The organism is Bacillus sp. XB1, from assembly GCF_053557995.1.
Map to the genome: position 1 here is coordinate 1,854,983 of NZ_JBNRIL010000001.1, position 25,695 is coordinate 1,880,677.

Annotated in this window: 22 protein-coding genes and 1 riboswitch; of the genes, 6 read left to right on the forward strand and 16 right to left on the reverse strand. The window is 33.3% G+C overall.

What is annotated here, in order from left to right; genetic code table 11:
* Positions 1–11: 11 nt before the first annotated feature.
* From ACK1U5_RS09400 to ACK1U5_RS09415, 4 genes are all read right to left on the reverse strand, one after another.
* Positions 12–1,193 (reverse strand): NupC/NupG family nucleoside CNT transporter, encoded by a 1,182-nt coding sequence (locus ACK1U5_RS09400; RefSeq protein WP_000876192.1) that lies wholly within the window; start codon positions 1,191–1,193, stop codon positions 12–14.
* A gap of 102 nt (positions 1,194–1,295) precedes the next feature.
* Positions 1,296–1,967: a deoxyribose-phosphate aldolase gene (gene deoC / locus ACK1U5_RS09405; RefSeq protein WP_001017441.1), complete on the reverse strand. Its 672-nt coding sequence runs from the start codon at positions 1,965–1,967 to the stop codon at positions 1,296–1,298.
* 304 nt (positions 1,968–2,271) lie between these two features.
* On the reverse strand, positions 2,272–3,219 hold the full coding sequence (locus ACK1U5_RS09410) for a sugar-binding transcriptional regulator (protein WP_000409785.1): 948 nt from the start codon (positions 3,217–3,219) through the stop codon (positions 2,272–2,274).
* 359 nt (positions 3,220–3,578) lie between these two features.
* Complete coding sequence (locus ACK1U5_RS09415; protein WP_000169648.1) at positions 3,579–4,169, reverse strand: TetR/AcrR family transcriptional regulator; 591 nt, start codon at positions 4,167–4,169, stop codon at positions 3,579–3,581.
* Between the two features lie 640 nt (positions 4,170–4,809).
* Here ACK1U5_RS09415 and ACK1U5_RS09420 point away from each other — a divergent pair.
* Together ACK1U5_RS09420 and ACK1U5_RS09425 are read left to right on the forward strand one after the other, a co-directional pair.
* Positions 4,810–5,463, forward strand: coding sequence for a CPBP family intramembrane glutamic endopeptidase (locus ACK1U5_RS09420; RefSeq protein ID WP_001009300.1), 654 nt, complete (start codon positions 4,810–4,812; stop codon positions 5,461–5,463).
* A gap of 129 nt (positions 5,464–5,592) precedes the next feature.
* Positions 5,593–5,904 (forward strand): heavy metal-binding domain-containing protein, encoded by a 312-nt coding sequence (locus ACK1U5_RS09425; protein ID WP_000637518.1) that lies wholly within the window; start codon positions 5,593–5,595, stop codon positions 5,902–5,904.
* A 123-nt stretch (positions 5,905–6,027) separates the two neighbouring features.
* Here ACK1U5_RS09425 and ACK1U5_RS09430 read toward each other — a convergent pair whose 3' ends face one another.
* From ACK1U5_RS09430 to ACK1U5_RS09450, 5 genes are all read right to left on the reverse strand, one after another.
* Positions 6,028–6,654, reverse strand: coding sequence for a LysE family translocator (locus ACK1U5_RS09430; protein ID WP_000432987.1), 627 nt, complete (start codon positions 6,652–6,654; stop codon positions 6,028–6,030).
* 231 nt (positions 6,655–6,885) lie between these two features.
* Complete coding sequence (gene nheC, locus ACK1U5_RS09435) at positions 6,886–7,965, reverse strand: non-hemolytic enterotoxin NHE subunit C (RefSeq protein WP_001171982.1); 1,080 nt, start codon at positions 7,963–7,965, stop codon at positions 6,886–6,888.
* 107 nt (positions 7,966–8,072) lie between these two features.
* Complete coding sequence (nheB, locus tag ACK1U5_RS09440; protein ID WP_000162975.1) at positions 8,073–9,281, reverse strand: non-hemolytic enterotoxin NHE subunit B; 1,209 nt, start codon at positions 9,279–9,281, stop codon at positions 8,073–8,075.
* Positions 9,282–9,318: 37 nt separating this feature from the next.
* Positions 9,319–10,479 (reverse strand): non-hemolytic enterotoxin NHE subunit A, encoded by a 1,161-nt coding sequence (gene nheA, locus ACK1U5_RS09445; RefSeq protein ID WP_000751833.1) that lies wholly within the window; start codon positions 10,477–10,479, stop codon positions 9,319–9,321.
* A 598-nt stretch (positions 10,480–11,077) separates the two neighbouring features.
* Positions 11,078–12,904 (reverse strand): APC family permease, encoded by a 1,827-nt coding sequence (locus ACK1U5_RS09450; RefSeq protein ID WP_000254887.1) that lies wholly within the window; start codon positions 12,902–12,904, stop codon positions 11,078–11,080.
* A gap of 144 nt (positions 12,905–13,048) precedes the next feature.
* Positions 13,049–13,195, reverse strand: a riboswitch (cyclic di-AMP (ydaO/yuaA leader).
* 140 nt (positions 13,196–13,335) lie between these two features.
* Here ACK1U5_RS09450 and ACK1U5_RS09455 point away from each other — a divergent pair.
* On the forward strand, positions 13,336–13,464 hold the full coding sequence (locus ACK1U5_RS09455; RefSeq protein WP_000031873.1) for a hypothetical protein: 129 nt from the start codon (positions 13,336–13,338) through the stop codon (positions 13,462–13,464).
* A 64-nt stretch (positions 13,465–13,528) separates the two neighbouring features.
* Here ACK1U5_RS09455 and panE read toward each other — a convergent pair whose 3' ends face one another.
* Complete coding sequence (gene panE, locus ACK1U5_RS09460) at positions 13,529–14,473, reverse strand: 2-dehydropantoate 2-reductase (RefSeq protein WP_001221896.1); 945 nt, start codon at positions 14,471–14,473, stop codon at positions 13,529–13,531.
* Between the two features lie 175 nt (positions 14,474–14,648).
* On the opposite strand from panE, the gene ACK1U5_RS09465 reads away from it, so the two are divergent.
* On the forward strand, positions 14,649–16,124 hold the full coding sequence (locus tag ACK1U5_RS09465; protein WP_000387425.1) for a hypothetical protein: 1,476 nt from the start codon (positions 14,649–14,651) through the stop codon (positions 16,122–16,124).
* A gap of 250 nt (positions 16,125–16,374) precedes the next feature.
* Here the strand turns inward: ACK1U5_RS09465 and trhO are convergent, their stop codons facing one another.
* A complete protein-coding gene (trhO, locus tag ACK1U5_RS09470) occupies positions 16,375–17,334 on the reverse strand; it encodes an oxygen-dependent tRNA uridine(34) hydroxylase TrhO (protein ID WP_000246218.1) in 960 nt (319 codons plus the stop codon).
* Between the two features lie 473 nt (positions 17,335–17,807).
* Between trhO and ACK1U5_RS09475 the strand changes: the two genes are divergently transcribed.
* Positions 17,808–19,103 (forward strand): Nramp family divalent metal transporter, encoded by a 1,296-nt coding sequence (locus tag ACK1U5_RS09475; RefSeq protein WP_069605017.1) that lies wholly within the window; start codon positions 17,808–17,810, stop codon positions 19,101–19,103.
* 59 nt (positions 19,104–19,162) lie between these two features.
* Here ACK1U5_RS09475 and ACK1U5_RS09480 read toward each other — a convergent pair whose 3' ends face one another.
* The 3 genes from ACK1U5_RS09480 to ACK1U5_RS09490 form a co-directional block, all read right to left on the reverse strand.
* The gene (locus ACK1U5_RS09480) at positions 19,163–20,023 is read right to left on the reverse strand and encodes a M23 family metallopeptidase (protein WP_000265535.1); all 861 of its coding nucleotides are present in this window, start codon (positions 20,021–20,023) and stop codon (positions 19,163–19,165) included.
* A gap of 71 nt (positions 20,024–20,094) precedes the next feature.
* Complete coding sequence (locus ACK1U5_RS09485) at positions 20,095–21,195, reverse strand: HAMP domain-containing sensor histidine kinase (protein ID WP_113710724.1); 1,101 nt, start codon at positions 21,193–21,195, stop codon at positions 20,095–20,097.
* Positions 21,161–21,859 (reverse strand): response regulator transcription factor, encoded by a 699-nt coding sequence (locus tag ACK1U5_RS09490; RefSeq protein WP_000414525.1) that lies wholly within the window; start codon positions 21,857–21,859, stop codon positions 21,161–21,163. Before ACK1U5_RS09490 ends, ACK1U5_RS09485 begins: the two co-directional genes overlap by 35 nt.
* 142 nt (positions 21,860–22,001) lie before the next feature.
* On the opposite strand from ACK1U5_RS09490, the gene ACK1U5_RS09495 reads away from it, so the two are divergent.
* Entirely contained in the window at positions 22,002–22,532 is a 531-nt protein-coding gene (locus tag ACK1U5_RS09495) for a GNAT family N-acetyltransferase (RefSeq protein ID WP_000483972.1), read from the forward strand.
* Between the two features lie 51 nt (positions 22,533–22,583).
* Here the strand turns inward: ACK1U5_RS09495 and ACK1U5_RS09500 are convergent, their stop codons facing one another.
* Both ACK1U5_RS09500 and ACK1U5_RS09505 read right to left on the reverse strand, forming a co-directional pair.
* Positions 22,584–24,212, reverse strand: a complete 1,629-nt coding sequence (locus tag ACK1U5_RS09500; protein ID WP_000823520.1) for a peptide ABC transporter substrate-binding protein — start codon at positions 24,210–24,212, stop codon at positions 22,584–22,586.
* Between the two features lie 153 nt (positions 24,213–24,365).
* Positions 24,366–25,691 (reverse strand): bifunctional S-methyl-5'-thioadenosine deaminase/S-adenosylhomocysteine deaminase, encoded by a 1,326-nt coding sequence (locus ACK1U5_RS09505; protein ID WP_002004854.1) that lies wholly within the window; start codon positions 25,689–25,691, stop codon positions 24,366–24,368.
* Positions 25,692–25,695 lie beyond the last annotated feature (4 nt).

The following is a 25,695-nucleotide window of genomic DNA, read 5'->3' on the forward strand; positions in this document are numbered from 1 at the left end:
ATACGAATCTATTAAAATAATAAGCCAACGATTGTTGCTGATAAGAAACTTACTAACGTTGCACCGAATAGTAATTTCAAACCAAATCTTGCCACTACATTCCCCTGCTTTTCATTTAAGCTTTTAACTGCCCCTGCAATAATTCCAATTGAAGAGAAGTTTGCAAATGAAACTAAGAATACAGATATAATCGCTGTCGTTCTATCTGAGAAATTAAAGTTTCCTTGTGCTAAATCTGTCATAGCGACAAATTCATTTGATACTAATTTTGTTGCCATAATATTTCCTGCATTAACTGCTTCATGCCAAGGCACACCCATAATAAATGCAAATGGTGCAAATACATAACCAAGGATTTCTTGGAATGAGATACCAATTACACCTTTAAATACTGCATTGATGAATGCGATAAGAGCAACGAAACCGACTAGCATAGCTGCTACTGTAATGGCAACTTTAAATCCGTCTATAATGTATTCACCTAATACTTCAAAGAAAGTCTTTTTCTCTTCTTCTTGCACTTCTAACATATCTTCTTCCTCAGTAACTTCATACGGGTTAATGATAGAAGCAATGATGAAGCCACCGAATAAGTTAAGCACTAAAGCGGTTACAACATATTGTGGTTTTAATAACACCATATATGATCCAACGATAGACATAGAAACTGTAGACATTGCAGATGCACATAATGTATACATTCTTTTCTCTGGCAATAACCCTAGTTGTTTCTTAACTGAAATAAACACTTCAGATTGTCCTAAAATCGCAGAAGCAACTGCATTATATGATTCTAGTTTCCCCATTCCATTTACTTTACTTAATGCTAAACCGATAGATTTCACAATAATAGGTAATACTTTAATGTGTTGTAATATACCTATTAGTGCCGAGATAAATACGATTGGCATTAATACACTTAAAAAGAACGAAAACTCTTTTTGATTTACTAATCCACCAAATACAAAATTCACACCGTCAGCAGCATATTTTAATAACTCTCCAAAACCATCTGCTATTCCACTAATTAATATATTCCCTACACTTGTATTTAATAATAAAAATCCCAAAATGAATTGTAATATAACCATCGTTATGATTGGGCGATATTTGACTTTTTTTCTATCATTACTAGCAAGCCAAGCGATACCTAAAATCAATACGAGGCCTAAAACACCGATTAAGTATTTCATAAGCCGTCTCCTCCCATTCGTATCCGCTTACATTTTTTTTAATTATTAAAGCAATAGATACACTTTACTTTGTGTATCTATTGCTTTTGACTTCATTAATGATTAGTAGTTATCTGTAGCACCTTTTGCATCATTTAATACGATTGCAACACTAGCACTTGCTCCAACGCGAGAAGCTCCAGCAGCTACCATTTTGTCTGCATCTTCACGTGTACGAACGCCACCAGATGCTTTTACACCAACGTTTGGTCCTACTGTTTTACGCATTAATGCGATATCTTCAGCAGTTGCTCCGCCAGTTGAGAATCCAGTTGAAGTTTTTACGAAGTCAGCACCAGCTTTTACTGATAATTCACAAGCGCGTACTTTCTCTTCATCTGTTAATAGGCAAGTTTCAATGATTACTTTTACAAGAGCTTTTCCTTTTGCTGCTTGTACTACTTCATAAATATCTTTTTCAACAAGTTCGTTGTCGCCATCTTTTAAAGCGCCTACGTTGATTACCATATCAACTTCAGTTGCACCTTTTGCGATAGCATCTTTTGTTTCAAATGCTTTTGTTTCAGTCGTGCTTGCTCCTAATGGGAAACCGATTACAGTACAAACGTCTACATCATGTCCAGCTAGTTCATCAGCCGCTAATTTTACCCATGTTGGGTTAATACAAACAGAAGCGAATTTATATTCCTTTGCTTCTTCAATTACTTTCATAACATCTTCTTTAGTAGTATTAGCTTTTAAAATTGTATGGTCAATTAACTTTGCAATGTTCATTATCTTCACTCCTCATATCTTTTAACAACTTCATTCTAACTCTTAGTTGAACAAATGTAAATACACTTTTGAAATTTTGTTCATTCTTTTTTAAAAGGAATTTTCTTGTAGTAAATAAAGCGCATTCTACCAAAGAACATTTCAGATATATAATCAAAATTTTTATGTTAACAATGGTAGTATGTATCTCCATATCCATAATTATTTTTAAAAAGGCAACTTGTGTTCAAAAAACTCCTATCATTCATACATAACAAAATAAAAGGCGTTCTCAAAATTAACATCTTGAGAACGCCTTTTATTTCTAATCCTTTTGATAATGTAACAATTCTTTTGCTGTATGCTGATCGATAATTAATACATTTGCATACCCGCCACGTAACGCACCATCAATTGCTTTGATTTTTCTATTACCACCTGCAACTAAAATAGAACGTTTCTTTAATTTCAGTTCTTCTAACTCAATTCCAATGGTCCGCTTATTAATTTCTTCACTACTAATATTTCCGTCCCCATCAAAGAATCGTGAACAAATGTCACCAACCGATTGTTTTTTGAGTAAACTCGTTTCACCCTTATCGAAATAACCTAATCGGAATAATAGCGCTTCGTCTCGCACTGTTCCTACAGTGAAAATTGCAATATTCGCTTGCTTCCCCATTTCGATAATATGATGAATATGTCGATCCTGCTCTACTAATTCTTTTGTCACTGCATTATCAAATATAACTGGAAGAGGTAGATTTCTTGGCGTCGTTTGAAAAGCATCTGCAAATAAAGCTATCGTTTCATTCGCATATGTATTTACACTTGAATGACTAATACCACCTTTTAGCTGGACAACCTCTACCCCTTTTACATGTTGCGGTACGATTTTTCTAGCGATTTCATACATAGTCATTCCCCAGCTTACACCAACAATATCACCGTTTTTAACTGTCTTTTCCATATACTCAGCAGCATATTTACTTATATACTCTGTAATCGTTGCATATTCCGGTACTGGAGAAAATACAACATGTGCCTCTAACAAGTTGTATTTTTCTTTCAGTAAATTCCCAACGTTATCTAAATCCGCAAATGGATCAGCGATGCTAATTTGAACAAACCCTTTTTCTTTCGCATACTTTAACAATCTAGAAATTGTTGGTCTTGAAATATTTAATTTGTTAGCAATTTCTTGCTGACTATAATCTGATTGATAATATAATCTTGCAACTTCAACGCTTAATTGTTGTTTATCTTTTTCCATAGTAACTCATTACAAATCCCTTCCTGTATTTCCCTTTCGTTACAAGCATTATACAGCTTTATGCAAAAAAATTCGACTACCGAATTTTATCTATCTGAACTTCTACTACACTTAATATATAATGAAAACTTATTGTGTAGATTTACAAACTCAATATAGATACGCTTGAAACATGTAAATCGATTAACATTTAATTCACATTTTTCTGTAGTAACGATAACAAAGCCGTTCAATAAGAAACATGAAACATCATCTAAAAACTATTCAAATACCCCTTATAAACAGAAGTTACTATTTATAAGGGGTATTTACTCAATTTAATTTTATAAAAATTGGATGGAAACAATGCAAGTTCTCACTTATTTAGAATAAGTGAAAAGATGATGTTTTATTTGTTCAATAAAATAATGATGGTGTATATTATCGTTAGATACTCGACTTGCCATAATAGCCCCCTCCATTGAAGAGGCAAGAAAGGAAGCGAGTGATATAACCTCTATATCTTCTTTAAATTCTTGTTTCTCTATTCCTTCTTTTATGAGAGAAGCCATTAACATTACTGTATCATCATAACCTTTTGCTGCTGCTTTTTGTAATTCTGGAAATACTCCAGTACTTTCAATGGCACTATTAAGTAATGGACAGCCTCCAGCAATAGGAGGATTATTAGCTGCATCTTGATATACAAGGAAAATTGCAAGGATTTTATCAATTGCTGTCTTTTTATTTTCCATTGCTTTATGAAAATGACTCCACATAATCTCACCACTTTTGTCGTAGGCAGCAAGGACAATTTCTTCTTTACTTTTGAATCTACGATAAATAGATCCTTTAGGTAGTTCAGTAGCTGTCATTATATCCTGGATGGATGTGCGAGTTATCCCATTAGTATTAAATAAATATAAAGATGTTTCAATAATTTTTTCTTTAACCTTATCAACTTTAGTCATGCTTTGTAATCCTCCTAATGAAAACGATCCTAATATTCTAGGTAATGTTTACCCTCTATTTTCTTAATTTTTTTGTAAGTATAAATAAGTTTGGAACAGAAATATCTTATCAATCCCTATCTTATGGAAACCTCAAAGAATACGGTTTGAAAAGAAGTTAATCAAATTGTATTACCTACATAAATTAAGTGAATCTTCTGTCAAAACGACATGACCAATTGTTTAGTTCAGTCATATTATACAACTAATTTTATCTAAAATCGTAGAGGTGTAAAAATATATAGTTAATTTTAATGTATAGACATATGATTATTATATATAATTTTTATTAATATGTTTAGCTAAAGTGTTTGAACTACTCCCACTTTCACTTCATTCTATAAAAGATTAACCATTAATGATTACTGGAATTAAATTGTAACAAAGCAACTGAAATATAAATATATTTGCTTTTTTCCATTTTGATTTTGTTAATACTTTATAAAAAGGGTTTAAAAAACTAGAAACTTGTAGTATCATTAGATTTCGATTCGGACCGAACCGTCCGGTTTATAATCTTATATAAATATATTTAGAAGGAGAGCGTTATGCAGAAAGAAAAATCAAAAATTATAGGTAATTTAATTATGGGGGCAATACAGTGAACTTTATAAAAATGAATAAAAAAGAAATCATTATGCTAATAATCTTTACACTGTTTGTACCATTTCAAATTGGCTTGTACATACTATTTGGCATATCACTTTTAGCTAATGTCAATTTAGTTGAATCAGAATTTGTTCTTAGTGCCATCGGTTTTACTGTACCTGCTATTGTAGGAATCATTTGCTTTAGGAAAGAAATTATTGAAAGTTTTACTTATTTTAAAGAGAAGACAATTTTGAAAATAGTAAGTATTCCTATGGTAGTTTTATTTACGTTAATTGTGGAACAGTGTGTTATGTATTTTCTAGCAACTGGTCAACCAGAGAACCAAGAGCAGCTCCTTGAAACGGGTGCAGAGGTACCGCTTGTATTTACATTGCTTGTATTTGGTATTCTGGGTCCAATACTTGAAGAAATTGTGTTTCGCCACATATTAATAAATCGTTTTTCTTACCATATTGGTACTGCTATTGCATCTATCATTTCGATTATGATTTTTACACTTCTTCATACGAACCAACTTTCAGATATTGCTATTTATTTACCTGGATCGTTGATACTTACTGCGGCTTATCTTATTTCTAAAAGATCCATTGCATATGTTATAGCGATACATATGTTAAACAATTGCCTTGCTTTCATTCTGTAAGAAACTAGACTTGTTTCTGATGCCAAAAATATTCTATGTTTCTATCAAGCATTTTTGGCACCAGAACTACTTTTTCTATGACATAAGAAAGCTAATCAAAAATTATAAAATATTAGGAGAGTGTCAGTCATGATTGTAACAACAACTTCTGGAATTCAAGGTAAAGAGATTATTGAGTATATTGATATTGTAAATGGTGAAGCTATTATGGGTGCAAATATTGTCCGCGATGTATTCGCTTCCGTTCGTGATGTTGTCGGTGGCCGTGTTGGTGCTTACGAAAGTAAACTAAAAGACGCTCGTGATATTGCAATGGGCGAAATGAAAGAACTTGCAAAAGAAAAAGGTGCGAACGCTATCGTTGGTATTGACGTAGATTACGAAGTTGTTCGTGATGGAATGTTAATGGTTGCTGTCAGTGGTACAGCTGTACGTATATAAGTAAATAAAAAAACGGTTCCTCTTGGAATTTATACTTTGAGGGGAAATCCTGATTCTGTTGCAGATTTTAAAGAATAAAACGAGAAATAATCAACTTTTTTATTTCTCGTTTTATCTACATATTTATTTTTGGAAAAACAATCTAACTCCAAATACTAATAATACGGCGCCTGTAATACCCTCTATTGTACGGTTCACTCTTTCTTTTCTTAAAAAAGTTCTTAATTGACGTATGAGTGAGATGTAAAGTAAATACCATATTGCTGTCAAAGTCGTAAATGTGACTCCTAATAAAAGAAATTGGAGGAAATGATTTTGATTACTCACAATAAATTGGGGTAAAAAACTAAGGAAAAATACAGCGGTTTTTGGATTTAAAATTGCCGTAGTAAATCCTTGTCTAAAGCTTTTAATTGCCCCAATATCCTTAGAGTCCATTTCTGCTGAACCTGACATATCTTCTTTTTTATGTAAGGCACTTTTAATTGACTTTACAGCTAAATAAATTAAATAAACAGCCCCAGCATATTTTATAAATGTAAATAACATAGCAAATTTCATTAAGATAGCAGAAAGTCCTAACGTAGCCATTATTGTATGAATCATCATTCCAGATATCGTTCCTAAAACAGTCTTTATCCCGCCATTTTTACCATGCGAGATAGTATTTTTTGTAACTAGTGCAAAACCAGGACCAGGCATGATTATGATTAACATTGCTGTAAGGATAAATAATAGATAATTTTCCATGTTGTAGTATTTCCTCTCCAATTTTTAGTTTTGCTTACAGTATAGCTTTTTTCATTAAAACATTACATATAAAAGACTTGATCAGAAATTTATTTAGGTTATTCGTATCAATTTGATTAACTATTACCCAATAGCCACATTGATAAAACACATGACAAACTTATATATAATTGCAAGCTCAACTCTCACAAAAAACAGGATGAAAAATAAACAGCAGAACTAGTCCACTGTTTACTTTGCCACACCTTCATGTAATTTTTCTGTATAATCCTTTACATCTTTCCAGCTATCTTTCGCTGTATGTAAATCTTCTTTTATAAACGTAAACTCTTCCGGACTAATTCCTTTTACGTTTTGTAATAAATTATTATACTTTGCACCTACTGTATACCATTGATTTGATATGTTTTGTAGTGCTGTAATTGCTGCATCAATTGTTTCTGTCATGTTTGTTGTTTTATTTTTTACATCAGTCAAAATTACGACTTCTGCTTGTGCTCCTGAAATTCTATCTTTTAAATTGGCGATTTCTCTTTCTGCATTTGCGATATCTTTTTTCGCAACCGCAATCATCGGCCCGCCAGCAAGACATGTTATTAGAGCTACGCAAAGTACGCCACCAGCAATGACCATATCATTACTCTTTTTAATCGAATCGTTATATGTATTTATTTGTTGCTCTAGAGCTGGAATACCAGCATTCGTACTTGCCAATATCGCTGTTAACTGATTTGTATCCTCTTTGAAACTATTTGTATCTTTCGCCATTCTATCGCGAAAAGCTTTCAAATTTCCTAATAATCCATCTACCTCATTTTGATTCTTTACAATATCCGCATACAACTTTTCTAAATCCGCTTTTAATTTTCCACTATCCTTTTGATCAATCGCTATTAACATGTCATTATAATACGATTGAAAAGTATTATTGTAATTTATAATATTTTGATCTGTTTTCATAATTTGAGGCTTCATATTATTTAACCAATATGCTGCATTAATTTTTGCATCTCTTTGATGCTGAATCATATTCCCTTTAAATTCACTATTAATCGAACTTATTTTACTTAAATCCGTCTCTTGTTGATTTTGAATTAATTTTGCATATGAATCCATTGCAAATATACTTGATGTCGTTTGTGCCATTACATCTTGGAATCCTGCTGGTCCAAGAGAATAGTTTTTCACATTTTCTTGTAGCACCTTTACATTTTGTTCTGCTGCAAAAGGATGTAAAGGAAATGCGTTACTCGTTGCCACCCCAGCAATCATTACCGCTAAAAGACATTTTTTATAAAATCGTTTCTGCATATTTTTCACCTATTCTCTTTATAAGGATATCAAAAGCTCCTGCTCACAACTGAACAGGAGCTTCAAATCATTCATCAACACTTAACGCTCTAACGATTCGTATTCAATTATGCTTTTTTCGTGTCTACTACTTTAATATCTTCAGCATAAATCTTTTCTGCATAGTCTTTAATGTTTTTCCAGCTATCTTTCGCAATGTTTAAATCTTCTTTAATGAAAACAAGATCGTTTGGACTAATTGAATCCACATTTTGAAGTAAAGAATTGTATTTCGATCCCATTGTATACCATTGGTTTGAAATGTTTTGCAACGCTGTAATTGCAGTATCAATCGTATTTGTTAAATACTCAGTTTGTGTTTTAATGTTCGTTAACCCAGCTACTTCTAATTGAGCAGTTGTAATTTGTCCAGTTATTTTTTGAATTTCAGCTTGTGCATTGTCAAGTTCTTTCTTCGCTAATACGATACCAGCTGTACCACCGCCTACAGCTGCTGCACCACCTGCAATTAATGCGACTCCTAGCGGTGTTCCTGCGCCCGTAGCAATAACTACTGCACCACCAATAATTGCAATTGGTCCTAGAGCTGTCGCAACAGATGAACCGATAATAATTGCATTATATTTACTAATTGCCTCATTGTACGTTGTAATTTGATTTTGTAGAAGCGGAATTCCTGCATCTTGACTAGCTAATATAGATGTAATTTGATTTGCATCACCCTTGAAGTTTTGCGTATCCGACGTCATTTTATTTCGGAATTTTTTCAAGTCTTCTACTAACTGATCCACTTGCGCTTTATTTTCATTAATACTACTTGATAATCTAGTTAGGCCTTTCGTAAGAGTCGCTTTATCTTTTGCATCTACCGCAGCAACTAAAGTATCATAATAGTTTTGGAATTTTGTATTGTAGTTAATGATGTTTTGATTCGTTGAAATAAGCTGTGGCTTTAATACATCTAACCATTGCTTCGCATTTCCTCTAGCTGTATCTTGGTGCTGAATCACTTTTCCTTTTAAAGCTGCATCAACAGTCGATACATTTCCAAAGTTAACATTACCTTGTTTAATAATTGTTAAAGCATACAGATCCATTACTAAAGCATTTGAACCTGTTCTTTCCATTGCATCTTTCAAGCCTTCTGGTCCTAATGAATATTCTTCATAGTCATTATAAGCTTTTGCTACCGCATGAACTGGAGCTTGTTTCACTGTACTTTCAGCTGCATACGTATGAGCCGGCATAATATTTCCTGCTGCAAATACTGCCATAAGTGCTGATAGAGCCATTACTTTATATGGTTTTTTTGTCATTTTTCTTCTCTCCCTATATCGCTAATTATTTTTCTATTTAATGTACTTCAACGTTTGTAACGTAATCTTCAAATTGATTTGTTTGCTTATTCATTTCATCACTTACTTTTTTAATTTGATTAAAATGTTTTTGAAGTAAACTACTGTCTGTATACGTGCCTTCTTCAACATTTGTTTGAATTTGAATCATATTATTATTTAAAACTTTCCAATCCGTTAATAACGTTTCTAAAGTTGTAATTTGACGATCAATTAATTCTGTAAAGCTATTTACTTGATCTTCAACGAATGTAATTTGAGTCGCCTCTGCTTCAGTTTGTGATAACTTTTGAATAAGTGGCAATAACTCTTTTTGCTTTTGCTGAATGCGAAGAGCTGCTTCTCTCGTTTGACTATCTGCAGCATTTACAATTTCATTACTTAAAGTACCGATAGAAACAAAATCGATTGTTTTCGTTTGTGCAGTTTGATTTGTGATTGTAAATACTTGTTTACCGATATTAATAGAACCTTTAATGATTTCTTGAGGTCTATTCAAAATAGTAGTTAGTTCAGCTTGAATTTCCCCTTGAATTCTTTTAATATCTTCTCTTAATTTCACAATATCTCCACTTGATCCTTGCAGTGTTTTTATTGCTTCATCGGCTTTAATTGATAAGTTGTTACTATCTTTGTCTAATACTGTTTTAAATCGATTTAACTCTAATAAATCTTGCTCCATACTCTCTTGGATGCTCTGTACTTGCAATTGTAATTTTCCATATGCACTCATAAAATCTGTTTTTGCTTGCTGATCTTCATTTACATTTCCTGCTAGTTCATAGAGCTTACTATAATAACTATTGAATCTAGTGCTGTATCTCATCATCTCTTGATTTAAGTCAATTAGCTTCGGATTATATTCATCAATCCACTCTCGTACATTCGCCTTTGCAAACTTTTGATGATTCGTTAAGCTACTCATCGCATTTACCTTAATGTCTGGCTGTTGCAAAATAATTAATCCGTATGCTTGAATAAGCGGTGATTGTGATCCTAACATTCTAATTGAATTGGATAATGTATTTGGAGCAATTACATTTTGCGCATATACTGTTTTCACTTCCGTTTGCCCCTCCTTAGCGTAAGCGCTTACAGGAATGAAGCAACTCGTAGATACCGCTGTAACCAATAACCCTGTAATTAAAGTCTTTTTCACTTTAACTCCTCCTATGTATTAGCAACTATTACTATCGCATTTTATTATTCTATTTTCTTGCCCATAATTTGAGATGGTTAAAATAGAGAACGTTCTCAACGTGATCTATGTATGAACCACCTCTCTCGTATTGCTACAGTACTTACTTATCGTCACAAAACATTTCATTATTTTTCATATGTGTTTAGTATGAATAATATTGTATAAATTTTCTATTTCATCGAAATTCCCACATTCACACAGTGAATATATTACATAAAAATATTATTCATTTCAAACTAAACAACATACGTAAATATGAAATTTCATTTTGTTTTCATATAAGTTTTGTACTGTAAGGTCATTTAAACACAGCTGTTTATATATCGTAAAGAAGTATTTTCATTCCCTTTATTTTCAAGCTTTCATGTCCTTATTTCAAAATATAATCCGATTCACTTTATCGATTGAAATATCTACATATCACAACAGAAAACACTACTTTCAAATAACCAATGAAGTTATATTAGTATAATTTTTAACCCCATATGCAATTATGCATAGCATATACACAAAAAGGATAGCTTCATTTTCGCGAAGCTATCCTTAAAAAATTTTCTTATTTTTTCAAATGATATGGAACTGTCGTAATAACAACATTTCTTTTATAAAGTAAATACGCACGTATAAGTAAACTGGATTGATTATGAAGAATGTTATGCCAACCTTTTTTCGGAATGAACTGTGGTATAACGACCGTAACACGGTAATTCGATTCACTTGCCTTATATTGCACTGTATCGATAAACTTCGTTAGCGGCTGAATAATACTTCTATAATGAGAATGTAATGTAACAAGCCTTACTTCAGGTTGCCACTTCTTCCATTTCTCCTCAAATTTCTTTTCCTCTTCTCTGTCAAAAGCAACATATACTGCGATAACTTGATCTGCCGAAAGCGATTTCGCATAGTTCAATGAATTTTCTACTACATGCGTCATACCTGCTACAGGAACGACAATTACATTCCCCTCAATTGGAATAAGAGGCTCGCAAGTTTTTAAACTTAATTGATCACCCACTGCATCATAATGCTTCTTAATTCGATGGAATAAGAAGATAATAACTGGTAAGAAAATAAGAATCGACCAAACTTGTGCAAATTTAGTTAAAAAGAACATGCTCATTACGATAAAACTAATAACTGCACCAATTAAATTAACCGTTAATCTTAAAGCCCATCCTTCAGGCTTTTCGCGAAGCCATTTTAATACCATCCCTGTTTGAGAAAGTGTAAATGGAATAAATACACCTACTGCATATAGTGGAATTAAATGTTCTGTTTGCCCTTGGAAAGCTACAATTAAAATAATCGAAGCAACTCCAAGTATAATAATACCGTTTGAGTAACCTAGGCGGTCTCCTCTAATCGTAAACATTCTCGGTATGAATTTATCTTTTGCAAGGTTAACCGCTAATAAAGGAAATGCAGAATAACCTGTATTAGCAGCAAGAATTAATATTAAAGCTGTTGTACCTTGTATGAAATAGTACATGAAATTACGTCCAAATGTTTGTTCAGCAATTTGAGAAACAACTGTTACTTCTTTACTCGGAGTCACTCCGTAATAATAAGCTAAAAATACAATTCCTGAAAATAACACAGCAAGTAATGCACCCATTGCAAGCAATGTTTTTGCAGCATTGTTTGGCGCAGGATCTTTAAAGTTCGGAATTGCATTTGAAATTGCTTCAACACCTGTTAAAGCAGAACTACCTGATGCAAATGCTCTTAGTAATAAAAATAAACTAATCCCTGCAACTGGTGTACCAATTGGCGCATGTAAAGTGGGTGAAACATGACCAGTTAAAATATTATATATGCCCACACCAATTAATATAAATAGTGCTAAAACGAATAAATAAACAGGATATGCTAAAACGGAAGCTGATTCAGTTACTCCCCTTAAATTTAATATCGTAATTAATATAACAAATATAACCGCAATAATTACGTTGTGTGCATGTAAGCTAGGAAACGCAGACGTAATTGCATCTGTACCAGCGGACACACTTACCGCAACAGTTAAAATATAGTCAACTAATAAAGATCCTCCAGCAATTAAGCCTGGATTCATCCCTAAATTTTCTTTTGATACAACATACGCTCCCCCGCCATGCGGATAAGCAAAAATAATTTGACGATAAGATAAAATAAGGGCTGTCAATAATACTAATACCCCAACAGCGATCGGAATGGAATACCAATAAGCGATCGCTCCAACACCTGCTAAAGCAATTAAAATTTGCTCTGGACCGTAAGCAACTGATGACAATGCGTCAGAAGATAAAATAGCTAAAGCTTTCGTTTTATTAAGCTTTTGTTCTCCAAGCTCCGTTGATTTTAACGGTCTTCCAATTAAAAATCTTTTAATAGATGAAACCAATGCTGTCCACTCTCCAATAATTTTGTACGAACTTTTCTGCTTGTTGCAGCCAGTAAACTATTTACTCAGAAAACAAAAAATGTCTACAAGCCATAGCGAAATAGACTTGTAGACATTATTTTTTTTGTCGCACAAGCTCCACCTTCCTTCTCAATATAACGCTTACGAGGTTAGCTGTCGGATTCGGGCCTATGAGTAGCCCTACCTTTTTTAAGGATTCACCCCATCGGATTATGTACTGATCCGTAAAAACGGGTCCCCCGTACCATGCGGTTTCAGCGATTTAGAAAATTGAAACTGTGGATTATAATACTCCTTTATTTTCAAAAAGTAAACAAAAATTTTTAATAAGAAAAAAATTAAAATGATTGTGCATAATCCACTGAGAAATATACATAATGAATACTAAAAAATCCGCAAAGGAGACCCCTATGTCTAAAGAAAAGAAGCCTATTTTTTCCGATTCATATTTAGATGCAGTAGCAAATGAAATTAATCAGTTATATGGTAAACGTGAACAGGAAATAAATTTGACAGATAGAACGAAAAGAAATAAATAATTTGTCATACAAAAAAATAAAAAAGATAGCAATACACTTATATATTGCTATCTTTTTTATTTTTTCATACATCTAATTCTATTACAGATCTGTTAAAGGTCATCTCTTCATACACCTTTAAATTTTGATATATAGTGCCTAATAATGGTGCCGCTATAGAAAATTGCTCTGCTACATCCAGTAAATATCCTTGCAAGTGCTTCCCTTCAATAAACGAACCCTTCTCCATATCACGTTGCATCGATGACTTCATATCATACGAAATTTTATCAATTGTTTTCATATGTTCCTGGGCAATATTAACCTTTATTGGAGCTCCTAATACTTTCATAATTTGTACAGATTCCTCAAATACATTACGGATAAAATCACGGCCGCCTTCACTTTCACGAATTGGTCCAATTGGTGCACGCATTAACGTTGTCACACCGGACATTACAGTAATAAATAAATATTTATGCCACATATCTTGCGTAATATTTTCACTTAAAACAAAACTAGATTTCGTACCTGCAAATGCTTTAGAAATATGCTTTACTCTCTCTGAATTTTGAGACTTAATTTCTCCAAACACAAGTCTGTTGGCAGCGCTAGTTTGTACAATTTCTCCTTGATCGTTTAACGTCGTCTCGATAAAGCATAAACCGCCAAGTACTTTTTCTTCGCCGAATTCTTTTTGTAATAGTGATAAATGAGCGATACCATTTAACAATGGAATGATTACAGTACCTTCGCCAACAAACGGCTTCAAATCTTGAATTGCCTCGTTTAAGTGATACGCTTTTGTTGAAAATAAAATGACATCAAATGGAGAAGTTCTCTCTTCCTTCGTTATTAATTTCGGTTGAAAGGAAAAATCCCCGTTAACACTTCGGATTACAAGTCCTCTTTCCTCTAATTGTTTTTTCCGTTTACTACGAACAAGAAATGTAACATCTTCTCCCTTTTCGACTAATCTGCCACCAAAAAATCCTCCGACTCCACCAGCGCCTAATACTAAAATCCGCATACAGCATCCCCCTTTTCAAAATACAATTTTATAACTTTTAGTATACATAACATTATACATGTCCTCTGCTAAATAAGCTGAATTTTCACTCTCAATCGAGTATAAAACAGTGGTTATTTTCAAATAAATTTGGGCATGTTGTTTCTATAGCATATATGGAAAGGAAACAATGTAGATGGAGGCAATACAAGCAATTGAGGAAAAAGATGTAGCAACAGCTATATTTCAATTTATATTCCCGTTTTCTTTTAAAGCTGGATATGAACAAAATATGTTCCCTTTCTTACAAAAAAACGATTTCCGTCCTTTTCGGCTTGATCATCTCTATGATGAAAATACATATTATGGGGAGTTTAAAGTTTCACATCAAAATATGGAAGCATACTATCTTTCATTTACAAATAAAATTCTCTTTCCTCACTCAGAGCATCAAAAGGGCTTGCAACGTTATTCAAAGGACCTTAACTTAACTGGATATTTAACAACAAACCTTATTTCAATCCCATTCAAGATACACTCTATTGATGTAACACTTTGTCCTTATGAACTTGGCTTCTTAACAATTCGAACAGAAGTAAACACTGCTCCAAACATGACTTTATCTGAAGCAATCGAATTCGCTGCTCGCTTCCGTGTACTTGAAACTAAAAATGATACAAATGAGACTATTTGTATTGAATGTAACGGAAAAAAGTATTCCCAAGTTGAAAAATTCATTTTTGGTTATTTATTTCATGGCGTAACTGATTTCTTTGAAAAGAAGAGATTAAGAAGTTCATACTTTCAAACCTTCCCTTTCTTCGAAGACCAAAGAATGTACGTCCAAACTTTATTGTCACTAAAAGAAGGTATGGAACTTAATGAAGTGGATGTTTATCGTACTTCTAGTCTTTCCGGATTAACAAGTGATGGTAAGCCATATGTGAGTGCAAATAACCTTCCTTACATTCATGACTATTTAAAAAAACACGCTTACCAGAGATGGGCTCCAAATCGTTATTTCATAATGGAAGAACATATTTTTACATGTGTAACAAATGAAGGAGAACGCGAAATCGCTAAACTTGCTAGTCAAATGTACGGGGAATTTTATTACGCTTTATTATTAAACCTATTCCATAAAATTGTTTTATTAAAAATGGCAAACGCCTATGCTGAGCTAAACATTGAACAAGATACTAATGAAATAGAGAAATTAATTTATTCGATCAATTCGTTCACTGCTAATTATTTTTCTTTAGAATTAGTATCCCAATCACAAAGTGAAGATATTTTCTTCCGCTTAAGAAAACTTTTTAATATTGAGGTTCTATACTCGAACGCGAAACAAAATCTTGATAGTTTGTTTAAATATCAAGAAAATGTCGCCTCTAAAAAAGATAGCCTCTTATTATTAATTTTAACGCTCTACTCTGTAGTGGGCCAAATGTTAGGGTTTACTATGATTGACCTTTTAAGAAACACCGATTCAAACAAAATATCGTCACCTCTTGAATTTTTCGCTCTATTAATTGCGATTAGCGGCATTGTCATTTCACTTATTTTAGGAGCCCAAAGTTTATACCAATGGGGTTTACAGCATAAACGAAGAAAAGCTTGGGTAAAACAAACTGTACTTTCTGCCGTTAAAGAGAAAGAAGATAAAAATTAAAGAAAGTTATTTTCAAATTCTTGGTGCGCTGCAGTAAGTGAAATTTTTATCAGCGATTTTCCGATTATATCGGCGCAACTCGAAATATATCAGCGATTTTTAAGATATATCAGCGCAACTCAAAATATATCAGCGATTTTTTTAATATATCGACTTACCGACAAAAACCGACAAATAAAAGGGCCGGATAATAAAAAAAGGGTGCTCCAAAATTAAACTTGGAGTACCCCTTTTATTATACGAATTCAGTTTACTTCCCTGCTTCGATTTGCTCTAATGCAGCAGCTACTTGCTCTTCCGTTAATTCATGTTGTATTACGTAGCGGTTACGTGGACTTACACGACATTCATTAGAACATGCACGTAAATATTTCGCTTCGTTTTCTTCAGAACATAAAATTTTCTTATTACATTCTGGATTTGAACAGTTTACATAGCGCTCACAAGGTTCACCTGTAAAGTGGTCTTTACCAACGATAACATGTTCTTTTTGGTTTACTGGTACAGCGATACGCTCATCGAACACGTAACATTGTCCATCCCAAAGCTCACCTTGTACTTCTGGGTCTTTTCCGTACGTTACAATTCCGCCGTGAAGCTGACTTACATCTTCATAGCCTTCACGAACTAACCAACCAGAAAACTTCTCACAACGAATTCCGCCTGTACAATAAGTTAAAATCTTTTTACCTTCAAGTACTTCTTTATTTTCACGAATCCAATCTGGTAATTCACGGAATGATTCGATATCAGGTTTAATCGCACCTTTGAAGTGACCTAAATCAAATTCATAATCATTTCGTGCATCAATGATAACTGTATCTTCTTGTTTCATTGCTTCATAAAAATCTTTTGGCTCTAAATACTTCCCAGTTATTTCGTGTGGGTTAATGTCATCTTCTAGACGAAGTGTAACTAACTCTGGACGAGGACGCACGTGCATTTTCTTGAATGCATGACCATCAGCTTCATCTATTTTAAATACGATGCCATCGAAACGTGGATCATTGTTCATTGCTTCCATGTATTTCTCTGTTTGTTCTACAGTTCCAGAACAAGTTCCGTTAATACCTTCTTTTGCTACAAGAATTCTTCCTTTTAATTCAAGTGAATTACAAAATGCTAAATGCTCTGCCGCGAATTCTTCTGGGTTTTCAATTGTTGTGTACATGTAATATAGTAATACTCTGTATGGTTTTGTAGTTGCCAATGTATTTCTACCACCTATCTAATTTTTTAAATCATGTATAAGTTAACGTTCATATCAAAACATATATAATAAGAAAATGAATCCCATTTTCTTTATACTATTTTCTATCAGTTAACAAAAATAAAAAACAAGATTACACACCAAAACACTATGGTTATGTTGTAATCCCAATATATTATATATCATACAAATGCAATTCCATCAATTAATATGCTGTATTATCGGCTTTATGTTCACATAAATTTCAAAAACAGCCCTTTAATTCACTATGTTTCCCCATGTCATCACACCATAAACTCCCAATTCATTTTACGTTATCACACCATCCATTGTATAAAGGCATATAATTTGCATTAAGGAAACTTTCGTGTTCAAATGAAATTACCATATAACATATTTAAATGTATTGAAATAATGAGTAAGAATAAATACAATAATTTCATCAAGTTAACATTTTAAAGGGGAAAACTACTATGAATAAAGATATAACAAAAGATGAAAATCTCCCTTCTGAAAGTACAACTGTACAATCAGCTCACTTAGCTTTAAGTGGAGAAACAAAAGGCTGGAAAAGACTGTTACCATTTTTAGGACCCGCTTTTATCGCGTCCGTTGCTTATATTGATCCTGGCAACTTTGCTACCAATATCGCAGCTGGTTCACAATATGGATATTTACTATTATGGGTTATACTCGCTTCTAACTTAATGGCTGTATTAATCCAAACTTTATCAGCTAAATTAGGAATTGCTACAGGAAACAATTTACCCGAAATAGCTCGTGAAAACTTTCCAAAGCCTGTGTCTATCGGCTTATGGATACAAGGTGAACTAGTTATTATGGCTACAGATTTAGCGGAATTTATTGGAGCTGCTTTGGGGCTTTACTTACTATTTGGAATCCCGATGCTACCTGCCGCTTTAATTACTGCAGCCGGATCATTTATTATTCTTGAGTTTCAACGTAGAGGATTTCGTCCACTAGAAGCTATTATTACAGGAATGATTTTCATTGTAGTAATCGCTTTTGGGATTCAAGTTTTTTATGCAAAACCAGAATTAAGTCCCCTTCTTTCAGGACTATTTATTCCAAAATTCCAAGGTGTAGACAGTATATTACTTGCAGCAGGGATTTTAGGTGCAACAGTTATGCCGCATGCAATATACTTGCATTCTGCCTTAACACAACGCCGCGTGGTCGGCACAAATGACGAACAAAAGAAAAAGATTTTTCGTTTCGAATTTATCGATATTATTATTGCAATGGTTATTGCTGGAGCAATTAATGCAAGTATGTTAATTGTTGCTGCTGCACTATTCTTTAAAAACGGCTTGCACGTTGAAGATTTAGATGTTGCTTACACTCAATTTACCAATTTAGTAGGTCCTGTATCAGCTGCATTATTTGGAATTGGACTTTTATCAGCAGGACTATCTAGCTCTTCTGTCGGTACAATGTCGGGTGATATTATTATGCAAGGTTTCATTCGCATGCATATTCCGTTATACTTACGCCGATTTATTACAATGATTCCACCATTAGTTATTATCGCTTTAGGTGTAAATCCAACTTACGCTCTAGTCATGAGCCAAGTCGTCTTATCATTCGGTATTGCATTTGCGCTAGTACCACTTATTATGTTTACAAGTAACAAAAAGATTATGGGTGCACTCGTTAACCACCGTATAACAACATTTATCGCTTGGATAATTGCCGCACTCGTTATCATTTTAAATATCTTCTTACTGTATCAAACATTTGTAGGATAATGAAAAAGGGTATTCCAATTTTAATTTGGAATACCCTTTTTGGATGAAATGATTTTCTTCTAGTTACCACTTATGTATGTCCCTCTTTCCGGCATCATGACACCATTTTCAGTTCGAAAGTAAAGTGGCAATCCTTCCGCAAAAAACATACTTACCTTAGACGGATTTTGCCTTTGATGATGGATATGTAAATGTGGCTCACTTGAACTTCCTGAGTTACCGACTTGAGCAAGAAATTCTCCTTCATTTACACGTTGTCCTTCTCTAACTTTAATGGACCCTTTCTTTAAGTGGGCAAGAATCAAAAATGTCTCTGTTTCATCTATCCGTAAATATATGTAATTCCCTGCCATTGACTGAAAATCATCCAATCCGGGAATTAAATCTTTTTCATCATTATTGATTGATACAACCGTCCCAGAAGCTGGTGCCATTACTTTCGCTCCATATATTCCGTAATCCTCTAACTTACTACTTTTCACTTCAGCAGGTGGAATGAGGATATCATATGCCCACCTTTCATTTGGCTTTATAACATGATAGTTCGTTTCTAACTGATCACCGCCCCAGCCTATTAATGCTCGTTCATTCAAAGGAACACGAACTACTGCTTTAGGACTCATAGATTGTATATCTGCTGGGTAAGCAATTCTACCTATATTAGCAAACCAACCGACAGGCCAAGCTCCAATGATAGAAAACAGAATGATTAAAAATAGCGTTCTATCTATCCGCTTTCTAAAAATGCCTTTCCAAAAAAATATTATTACTGATCCTACCAAGAGGAAAACTGAAATAAAACTAAAAGCCTGAATACTCCACCAAACAAAAACTGATGTAACACCATTAGCTACATAAACTAAGATCCAACTTATAATTAAAAAAGAAACTATAATCACTAATAAAAATTTCTTCCACATGTCGCATCCCTACTCTCATATCCTTTTTCTCAATGATACAAAGTAAAAATTACGACATATAAAAGAAATACTTACGACTTTCTTACTTTTTTATACTGCGGTAATTTCACAGTGAAAACTGTTTCTTTATCGTTACTACGTACAGTTAGATCCCCTTGATGGAGCTCGGCTATACTTTTTGAAATTGCAAGCCCCATTCCTTTCCCACCAGTATAAGAACTACGTGATTTTTCACTACGATAAAATTTCTCAAAAACGTAAGGAAGGTCCTCTTCCGGAATACATTGTCCAAAATTTTTAATTTCTACTTCAACATTCATTGTTTTATTGGAAATTCCAATTATAATTTCCTTTCCATCTTTTCCATACATAATACTATTACCTATTATATTTTCAAATAGTCTCACTATAAGTGCCACATCAACTTCTACATACAGCACTTCATCACTTTTAATATAAAAGCTCATATTAGCATCATCTAATTGTGGTACAAAGCCAATCATGATTTGTTCAATTAATGCTTTCATATCTACTTCATCTTTATGTAATTCAATCTCTCTATAATTTATTTGACAGTATTCTAATAAATCATCTACTTGATGTTTTAATTCATAACTTTTTCGCTTTAATATACTTACATACTGTTCACATTCTTCTCCATTCGAATGGAGTTTATTTCCTAACAGGTCCGCATAACCGATTAAAGATGTTACTGGCGTTCGTAAATCATGAGAAATATTACTAATCATTTCATTTTTCATTTCCTGTGATTTTTTTTCATTCTCGATAGACTCTTTTAAACTTTTGGCCATTCTATTTACATTCGTCGCTAATTCACCAATCTCGTCATTTTTTGAAATAGGTATATGTACTTCAAAATTACCATTACTTATTTCCTTCACGTTCTTATTAATTTCAGACAATCTTTTCATCATTGTTTTTGTCATACATGCAAAGTATGTCGTAGTAAAAATCAAAAAAACTATAAAGTATAAAAATGAATATTTTTCCTCTAACGCATTAACATGACTATATATATTTCCAACTAAAATTTGAAGCACTATTATACTTACAGTCGCTAACAAGATGCTACATATGAAAGCTAAAAAAATTTTCGCCCTAATACCCTGTAAAGATCTAATCTTCAATTTTATATCCGACTCCCCAAACATTTTGTATAAACTTCGGTTCTTTTGGATTCTCTTCAATTTTATTTCTCAATCTTGCAATATGAACCATTACTGTATTATTACTTTCATAGGCTCTTTCGTTCCAAACGCTCTCATATATTTCTTCAATTGTAAACACACGATTCCTTGCGGCTGCCATTAAGTGTAAAATATCATATTCAGTTTTCGTAAGATTCATTGTTTCTCCATATAACATTACAGTTCTCGACGCTTCATCTATTTCTAAACCTCTAATATTTATTTTCTTTTCCATTACTTGGACAGCATTTTGGTTGAAATATGTATACCTTCTTAATTGAGCTTTCACTCTTGCGATAAATTCAATTGTACTGAACGGCTTCACAATATAATCATCTGCCCCAGTACTAAATCCAATTACCTTATCGACATCCGATGATTTCGCGCTTAAAAACATAATTGGTAAACTATGTTTCTCTCTAATCCTTCTACACAATTCTATCCCATCCATTTGTGGCATCATAATATCCAAAATAGCAAGTTGAATACTGTTATTATTTATTATTTCTAAAGCCTCTTCTCCGTTATGAGCACTAAAAACTTTAAAACCTTCTTGCATTAGATTCACTTTTATAAATTGAACAATATCTTGATCATCATCTACAATTAAAATTGAATTTTTCTCCATATACAAACCTCTTTTTGAAATATATTCCACAATCAATTTTATCATAAATTAAAACCATACTCCCCTCTTGAATAATCTTTATTTTCAGACTAGATTATATAATAACAACACATTCTAGTTTCAAAAGAAATGGAGTGAAAGCATGTTTCCTATATTGAAAACAGACCGACTCATTTTAAGAGAACTTACCGAAGAAGATGCACCGCGTATACTACAATGCTTTTCTAATACTAATGTACTGCGCTATTATGGCCAAAAACCGTTACAAGATATTGATCAAGTGAAGCAAATCATTCATAATTTTAAGTTGAGTTACAATGCAAGAAGCGGTATAAAATGGGGAATCGAATTAAAAGACACGAAAGAACTCATTGGTACCATTGGTTTTCACGATTGGTCTTCTGAGCATAAACGAGCCAATATAAGTTATGCCTTTTTGCCTGAACACTGGGGAAAAGGATATGCGACTGAAGCTGTTTCTGAGGTTATATCATACGGTTTCCATACGATTCATTTAAAGCGGATTGGAGCAATTGTATTTCTTGAAAATGAAGCTTCCAATAAAGTACTATTAAAATTAGGCTTTGAAAAAGAAGGCGTTCTAAAAAATTATATGTATCAAGATGATGTCCCATATGATACGAATTTTTACGCTTTATTGAAATCGGTTTAATAGAATTCATGTGTAAAAAACCTTACTTTTAAAAAGTAAGGTTTTTTGTATTTATTCATTAGCAATATAAGCATTCTTATAAGTATAAATACCACCAAATTGATGCTTTTCAATTCCTTTTACATAATCCTTTTGTACATATGCTGAGCCAATATGATAAAGCGGCGCTACCGCAGCATCTTCTAATAATACCTGCTCGGCTTCTCGCAACGCTTCCCATCGGTTTTCCGTATCTAGTACAAAATCCGTTTTCGCTTTCTTTATTAATTCATCGTAATGAACATTAGAATAATTCATTTTATTATTCGGATTCCCTGTCGTAAATAACTCTAAATAACTAATTGGGTCTTTATAGTCAGGTCCCCAATTTGCCATAGTTATATCGTAATCACCTGCTTGTTCTAACTGTAATTTTTGCTTAAATGGCTGTTGTTTAATTTGTATCGTGAGTCCTTGCAAATTCTTTTCTAAATCACCTTTTATATATTCTGCCATCCGTTTTGCATTATCTTGTTCAAACGTTAAAAACTCGAGGTTTACTTGCTCTACTTCAAGCTCTTTTTTCGCTTCTTTCCAAATCTTTTGCGCATTTTGCAAATCATATGAAGAAAGATCTCCGTTTTCTTTTCTAAAATCTTTACCGGTCACTTCATTTACATGACCAACTGGTACAAGCCCACTTGCAGGCTTTGCTCCGTTATTAATAAAGTGAGCAACGAAATCATCTTTATTTAACGCTAATGAAATAGATTGACGCACCTTTTTATTTGCTAACGCGGTATTTTTTTCATTAAAACGAAGCATGGCAATTCCAGGATCACTCGACATATGTAATTCCTTATTCCCTCTATACTTGTCTACAATTTGCGAATTAATAGGTACTCGATCCAAATCTCCGGCTTCATATAAATTTACAGCTGTCATTGTATCCTTTACGATATGAAAGTTTATTTCGTCTAATTTCACTTTCTTTCGATCCCAATATGCAGCATTCTTCTTTAATTGAAACTCTTGTTCATGCTTCCATTTTTCTAATACAAATGGCCCGTTATATATGAGATTACTAGGTTCCAATGCATAATTGTTTCCTTGTTCTTTCAAAAATGATTCATGCTGTGGTAAGTATATAGGTAGTGCTAACAACTGTAAAAAATACGGAACTGGCTGTTCCAGTTCAACTTCTAACGTATAATTATTTATTGCTTTAACCCCAAGTGCATCAAGAGGCATTGTTCCCTTATTAATCTCTTTCGCATTTTTCACATAAAAGAGCATGTATGCATATTGAGATGCCGTTTCAGGGTTAATTGCACGTTTCCATGCAAATATAAAATCATTTGCTGTTACATTATCTCCATTTGACCATTTTGCATCTTTACGCAAGTTAAATGTATATTTCTTACCATCTTCACTTCTTTTAAACGATTTTGCTACTGCTGGAGTAGGCTGATCTTGATCATTTAATACATATAACCCTTCAAATATGTTTTGCATAACGTGTGCTGATGTACCATCCATCGTTTTCGCAGTGTCCAGAGAAGGAATTTCTTCTGATACTGTTACATTTAACACTTGTTTTTTAACCTCTGTATCACTTTTATTCGCTTTATTATTACAAGCTGTTAATAATAAAGATGTAACAAGTGCCATTACCATTAAATGGCTCTTTTTTCGCTTCATGAGTTGTTCTCCTTAAGTATAAAATATTATAAAGCGTTATATATTATAGCAGAAATATGAACAGAAAGATGCGACATTCTTTTGAATATTTATTCGTTCAAGAAAAAAGCTATCCTTTTAAAAGGATAGCTTTTTCAACTGCCACATAATTAGTTATCTTTGCAAACCTCGTTTATAACGACTTGCTTCAAATATAATACGCTCTTCATCTAACGTTTTACATTCGCCATTCCAAACGACACGTTTTCCGTTAATAATTACATCGCTTATATCTTTTCCACTAGCAGCATATACAAGGTGTGATAACACTTCATCCGCTGGTTGTAAATGAGGCTTATTAGACGGATCAATTGTAATGAAATCAGCACATTTTCCAATCTCAAGTGATCCTGTTTGTTTCATCCCGATTACTTCAGCAGCTCCTTTTGTCGCAAGTGTAAGAGCTGTTTCAACTGGTAAAGCTGTTGCATCTTGGTGAATACCTTTTTGTAGTAAAGTCGCTATGCGCATTTCTTCAAACATATCTAAATTATTGTTAGATGCAACACTATCTGTTGCAATTCCTACTTTTATTCCTGCTTCTAGCATCGCTTTTACATTCGCTATACCAGAACCTAGTTTTAAATTACTATTCGGATTATGAGCTACTCGAACGTCATTTTCTGCTAAAAATGCACGCTCATCTTCATTTAATACTACACCGTGTGCAATAACTGTTGGTCGTTTAAACAATCCGCAGCTCGCTGCATATTCTACTGGACGTTTTCCATATTGTGCTTCAATATCACGTACTTCACGCTCTGTTTCAGAAAGATGGATATGAACCATCGTTTGATTCTCTACTGCAATCCGTGCGCACTCTTCTAACAATTCTGTACTACATGTATATGGACTATGTGGTGCAACCATCGTAGTTAACATGCCACTTTCGTTATAGTAACGCTTCACATATTTCTCAGCTTCTTCAATCGCTTTCTTTTCATCGTCTTTCGTTCCGAAGCTAAATAAAGTCCTTGAAACAGCAGCTCGCATCCCGCTCCTTGATACCGTTTCCATAATTGCGTCTTGATCTACTCCAATTGGATTAAACATGTCAGAGAATGATGTTGTACCACTTTTCACCATCTCAAGTAATCCTAATTCCGTACTAGCGACCGCAATTTGGGGAGTAAATTGACTTTCCAGTGGCCAAATTCTCGTCTCAAGCCACGGCTGTAATAACATATCATCGCCAATACCTCTTAGGAGACTCATTACAACGTGTGTATGTGTATTTACAAGCCCTGGTAAAACCCACTTTCCTTTCATATCAATTACTTCATCTACTTCAAAATCATTAGCGAATTCTCCGCTCTTTACATCTATAATTTGATCATTTTCTACAATGATATATCCATTTTCTATCACTTCGTTTTGTTCATTCATCGTTACAATTGTAGCGTTTACATAAGTTGTTTTCAAAAGTATTTCCCCTTTCAACTCT

What these genes read in the sequence shown, in the direction of transcription:
- nheC (WP_001171982.1), bottom strand. Translation starts at nt 7,965, where the DNA reads ATGCAGAAACGATTTTATAAAAAATGTCTTTTAGCGGTAATGATTGCT.
- panE (WP_001221896.1), bottom strand. Translation starts at nt 14,473, where the DNA reads ATGCGGATTTTAGTATTAGGCGCTGGTGGAGTCGGAGGATTTTTTGGT.
- ACK1U5_RS09410 (WP_000409785.1), bottom strand. Translation starts at nt 3,219, where the DNA reads ATGGAAAAAGATAAACAACAATTAAGCGTTGAAGTTGCAAGATTATAT.
- ACK1U5_RS09430 (WP_000432987.1), bottom strand. Translation starts at nt 6,654, where the DNA reads ATGGAAAATTATCTATTATTTATCCTTACAGCAATGTTAATCATAATC.
- ACK1U5_RS09425 (WP_000637518.1), top strand. Translation starts at nt 5,593, where the DNA reads ATGATTGTAACAACAACTTCTGGAATTCAAGGTAAAGAGATTATTGAG.
- ACK1U5_RS09415 (WP_000169648.1), bottom strand. Translation starts at nt 4,169, where the DNA reads ATGACTAAAGTTGATAAGGTTAAAGAAAAAATTATTGAAACATCTTTA.
- deoC (WP_001017441.1), bottom strand. Translation starts at nt 1,967, where the DNA reads ATGAACATTGCAAAGTTAATTGACCATACAATTTTAAAAGCTAATACT.
- ACK1U5_RS09400 (WP_000876192.1), bottom strand. Translation starts at nt 1,193, where the DNA reads ATGAAATACTTAATCGGTGTTTTAGGCCTCGTATTGATTTTAGGTATC.
- ACK1U5_RS09480 (WP_000265535.1), bottom strand. Translation starts at nt 20,023, where the DNA reads ATGTGGAAGAAATTTTTATTAGTGATTATAGTTTCTTTTTTAATTATA.
- ACK1U5_RS09485 (WP_113710724.1), bottom strand. Translation starts at nt 21,195, where the DNA reads ATGTTTGGGGAGTCGGATATAAAATTGAAGATTAGATCTTTACAGGGT.
- ACK1U5_RS09490 (WP_000414525.1), bottom strand. Translation starts at nt 21,859, where the DNA reads ATGGAGAAAAATTCAATTTTAATTGTAGATGATGATCAAGATATTGTT.
- ACK1U5_RS09500 (WP_000823520.1), bottom strand. Translation starts at nt 24,212, where the DNA reads ATGAAGCGAAAAAAGAGCCATTTAATGGTAATGGCACTTGTTACATCT.
- ACK1U5_RS09475 (WP_069605017.1), top strand. Translation starts at nt 17,808, where the DNA reads ATGAATAAAGATATAACAAAAGATGAAAATCTCCCTTCTGAAAGTACA.
- ACK1U5_RS09455 (WP_000031873.1), top strand. Translation starts at nt 13,336, where the DNA reads ATGTCTAAAGAAAAGAAGCCTATTTTTTCCGATTCATATTTAGATGCA.
- ACK1U5_RS09465 (WP_000387425.1), top strand. Translation starts at nt 14,649, where the DNA reads ATGGAGGCAATACAAGCAATTGAGGAAAAAGATGTAGCAACAGCTATA.
- nheB (WP_000162975.1), bottom strand. Translation starts at nt 9,281, where the DNA reads ATGACAAAAAAACCATATAAAGTAATGGCTCTATCAGCACTTATGGCA.
- ACK1U5_RS09495 (WP_000483972.1), top strand. Translation starts at nt 22,002, where the DNA reads ATGTTTCCTATATTGAAAACAGACCGACTCATTTTAAGAGAACTTACC.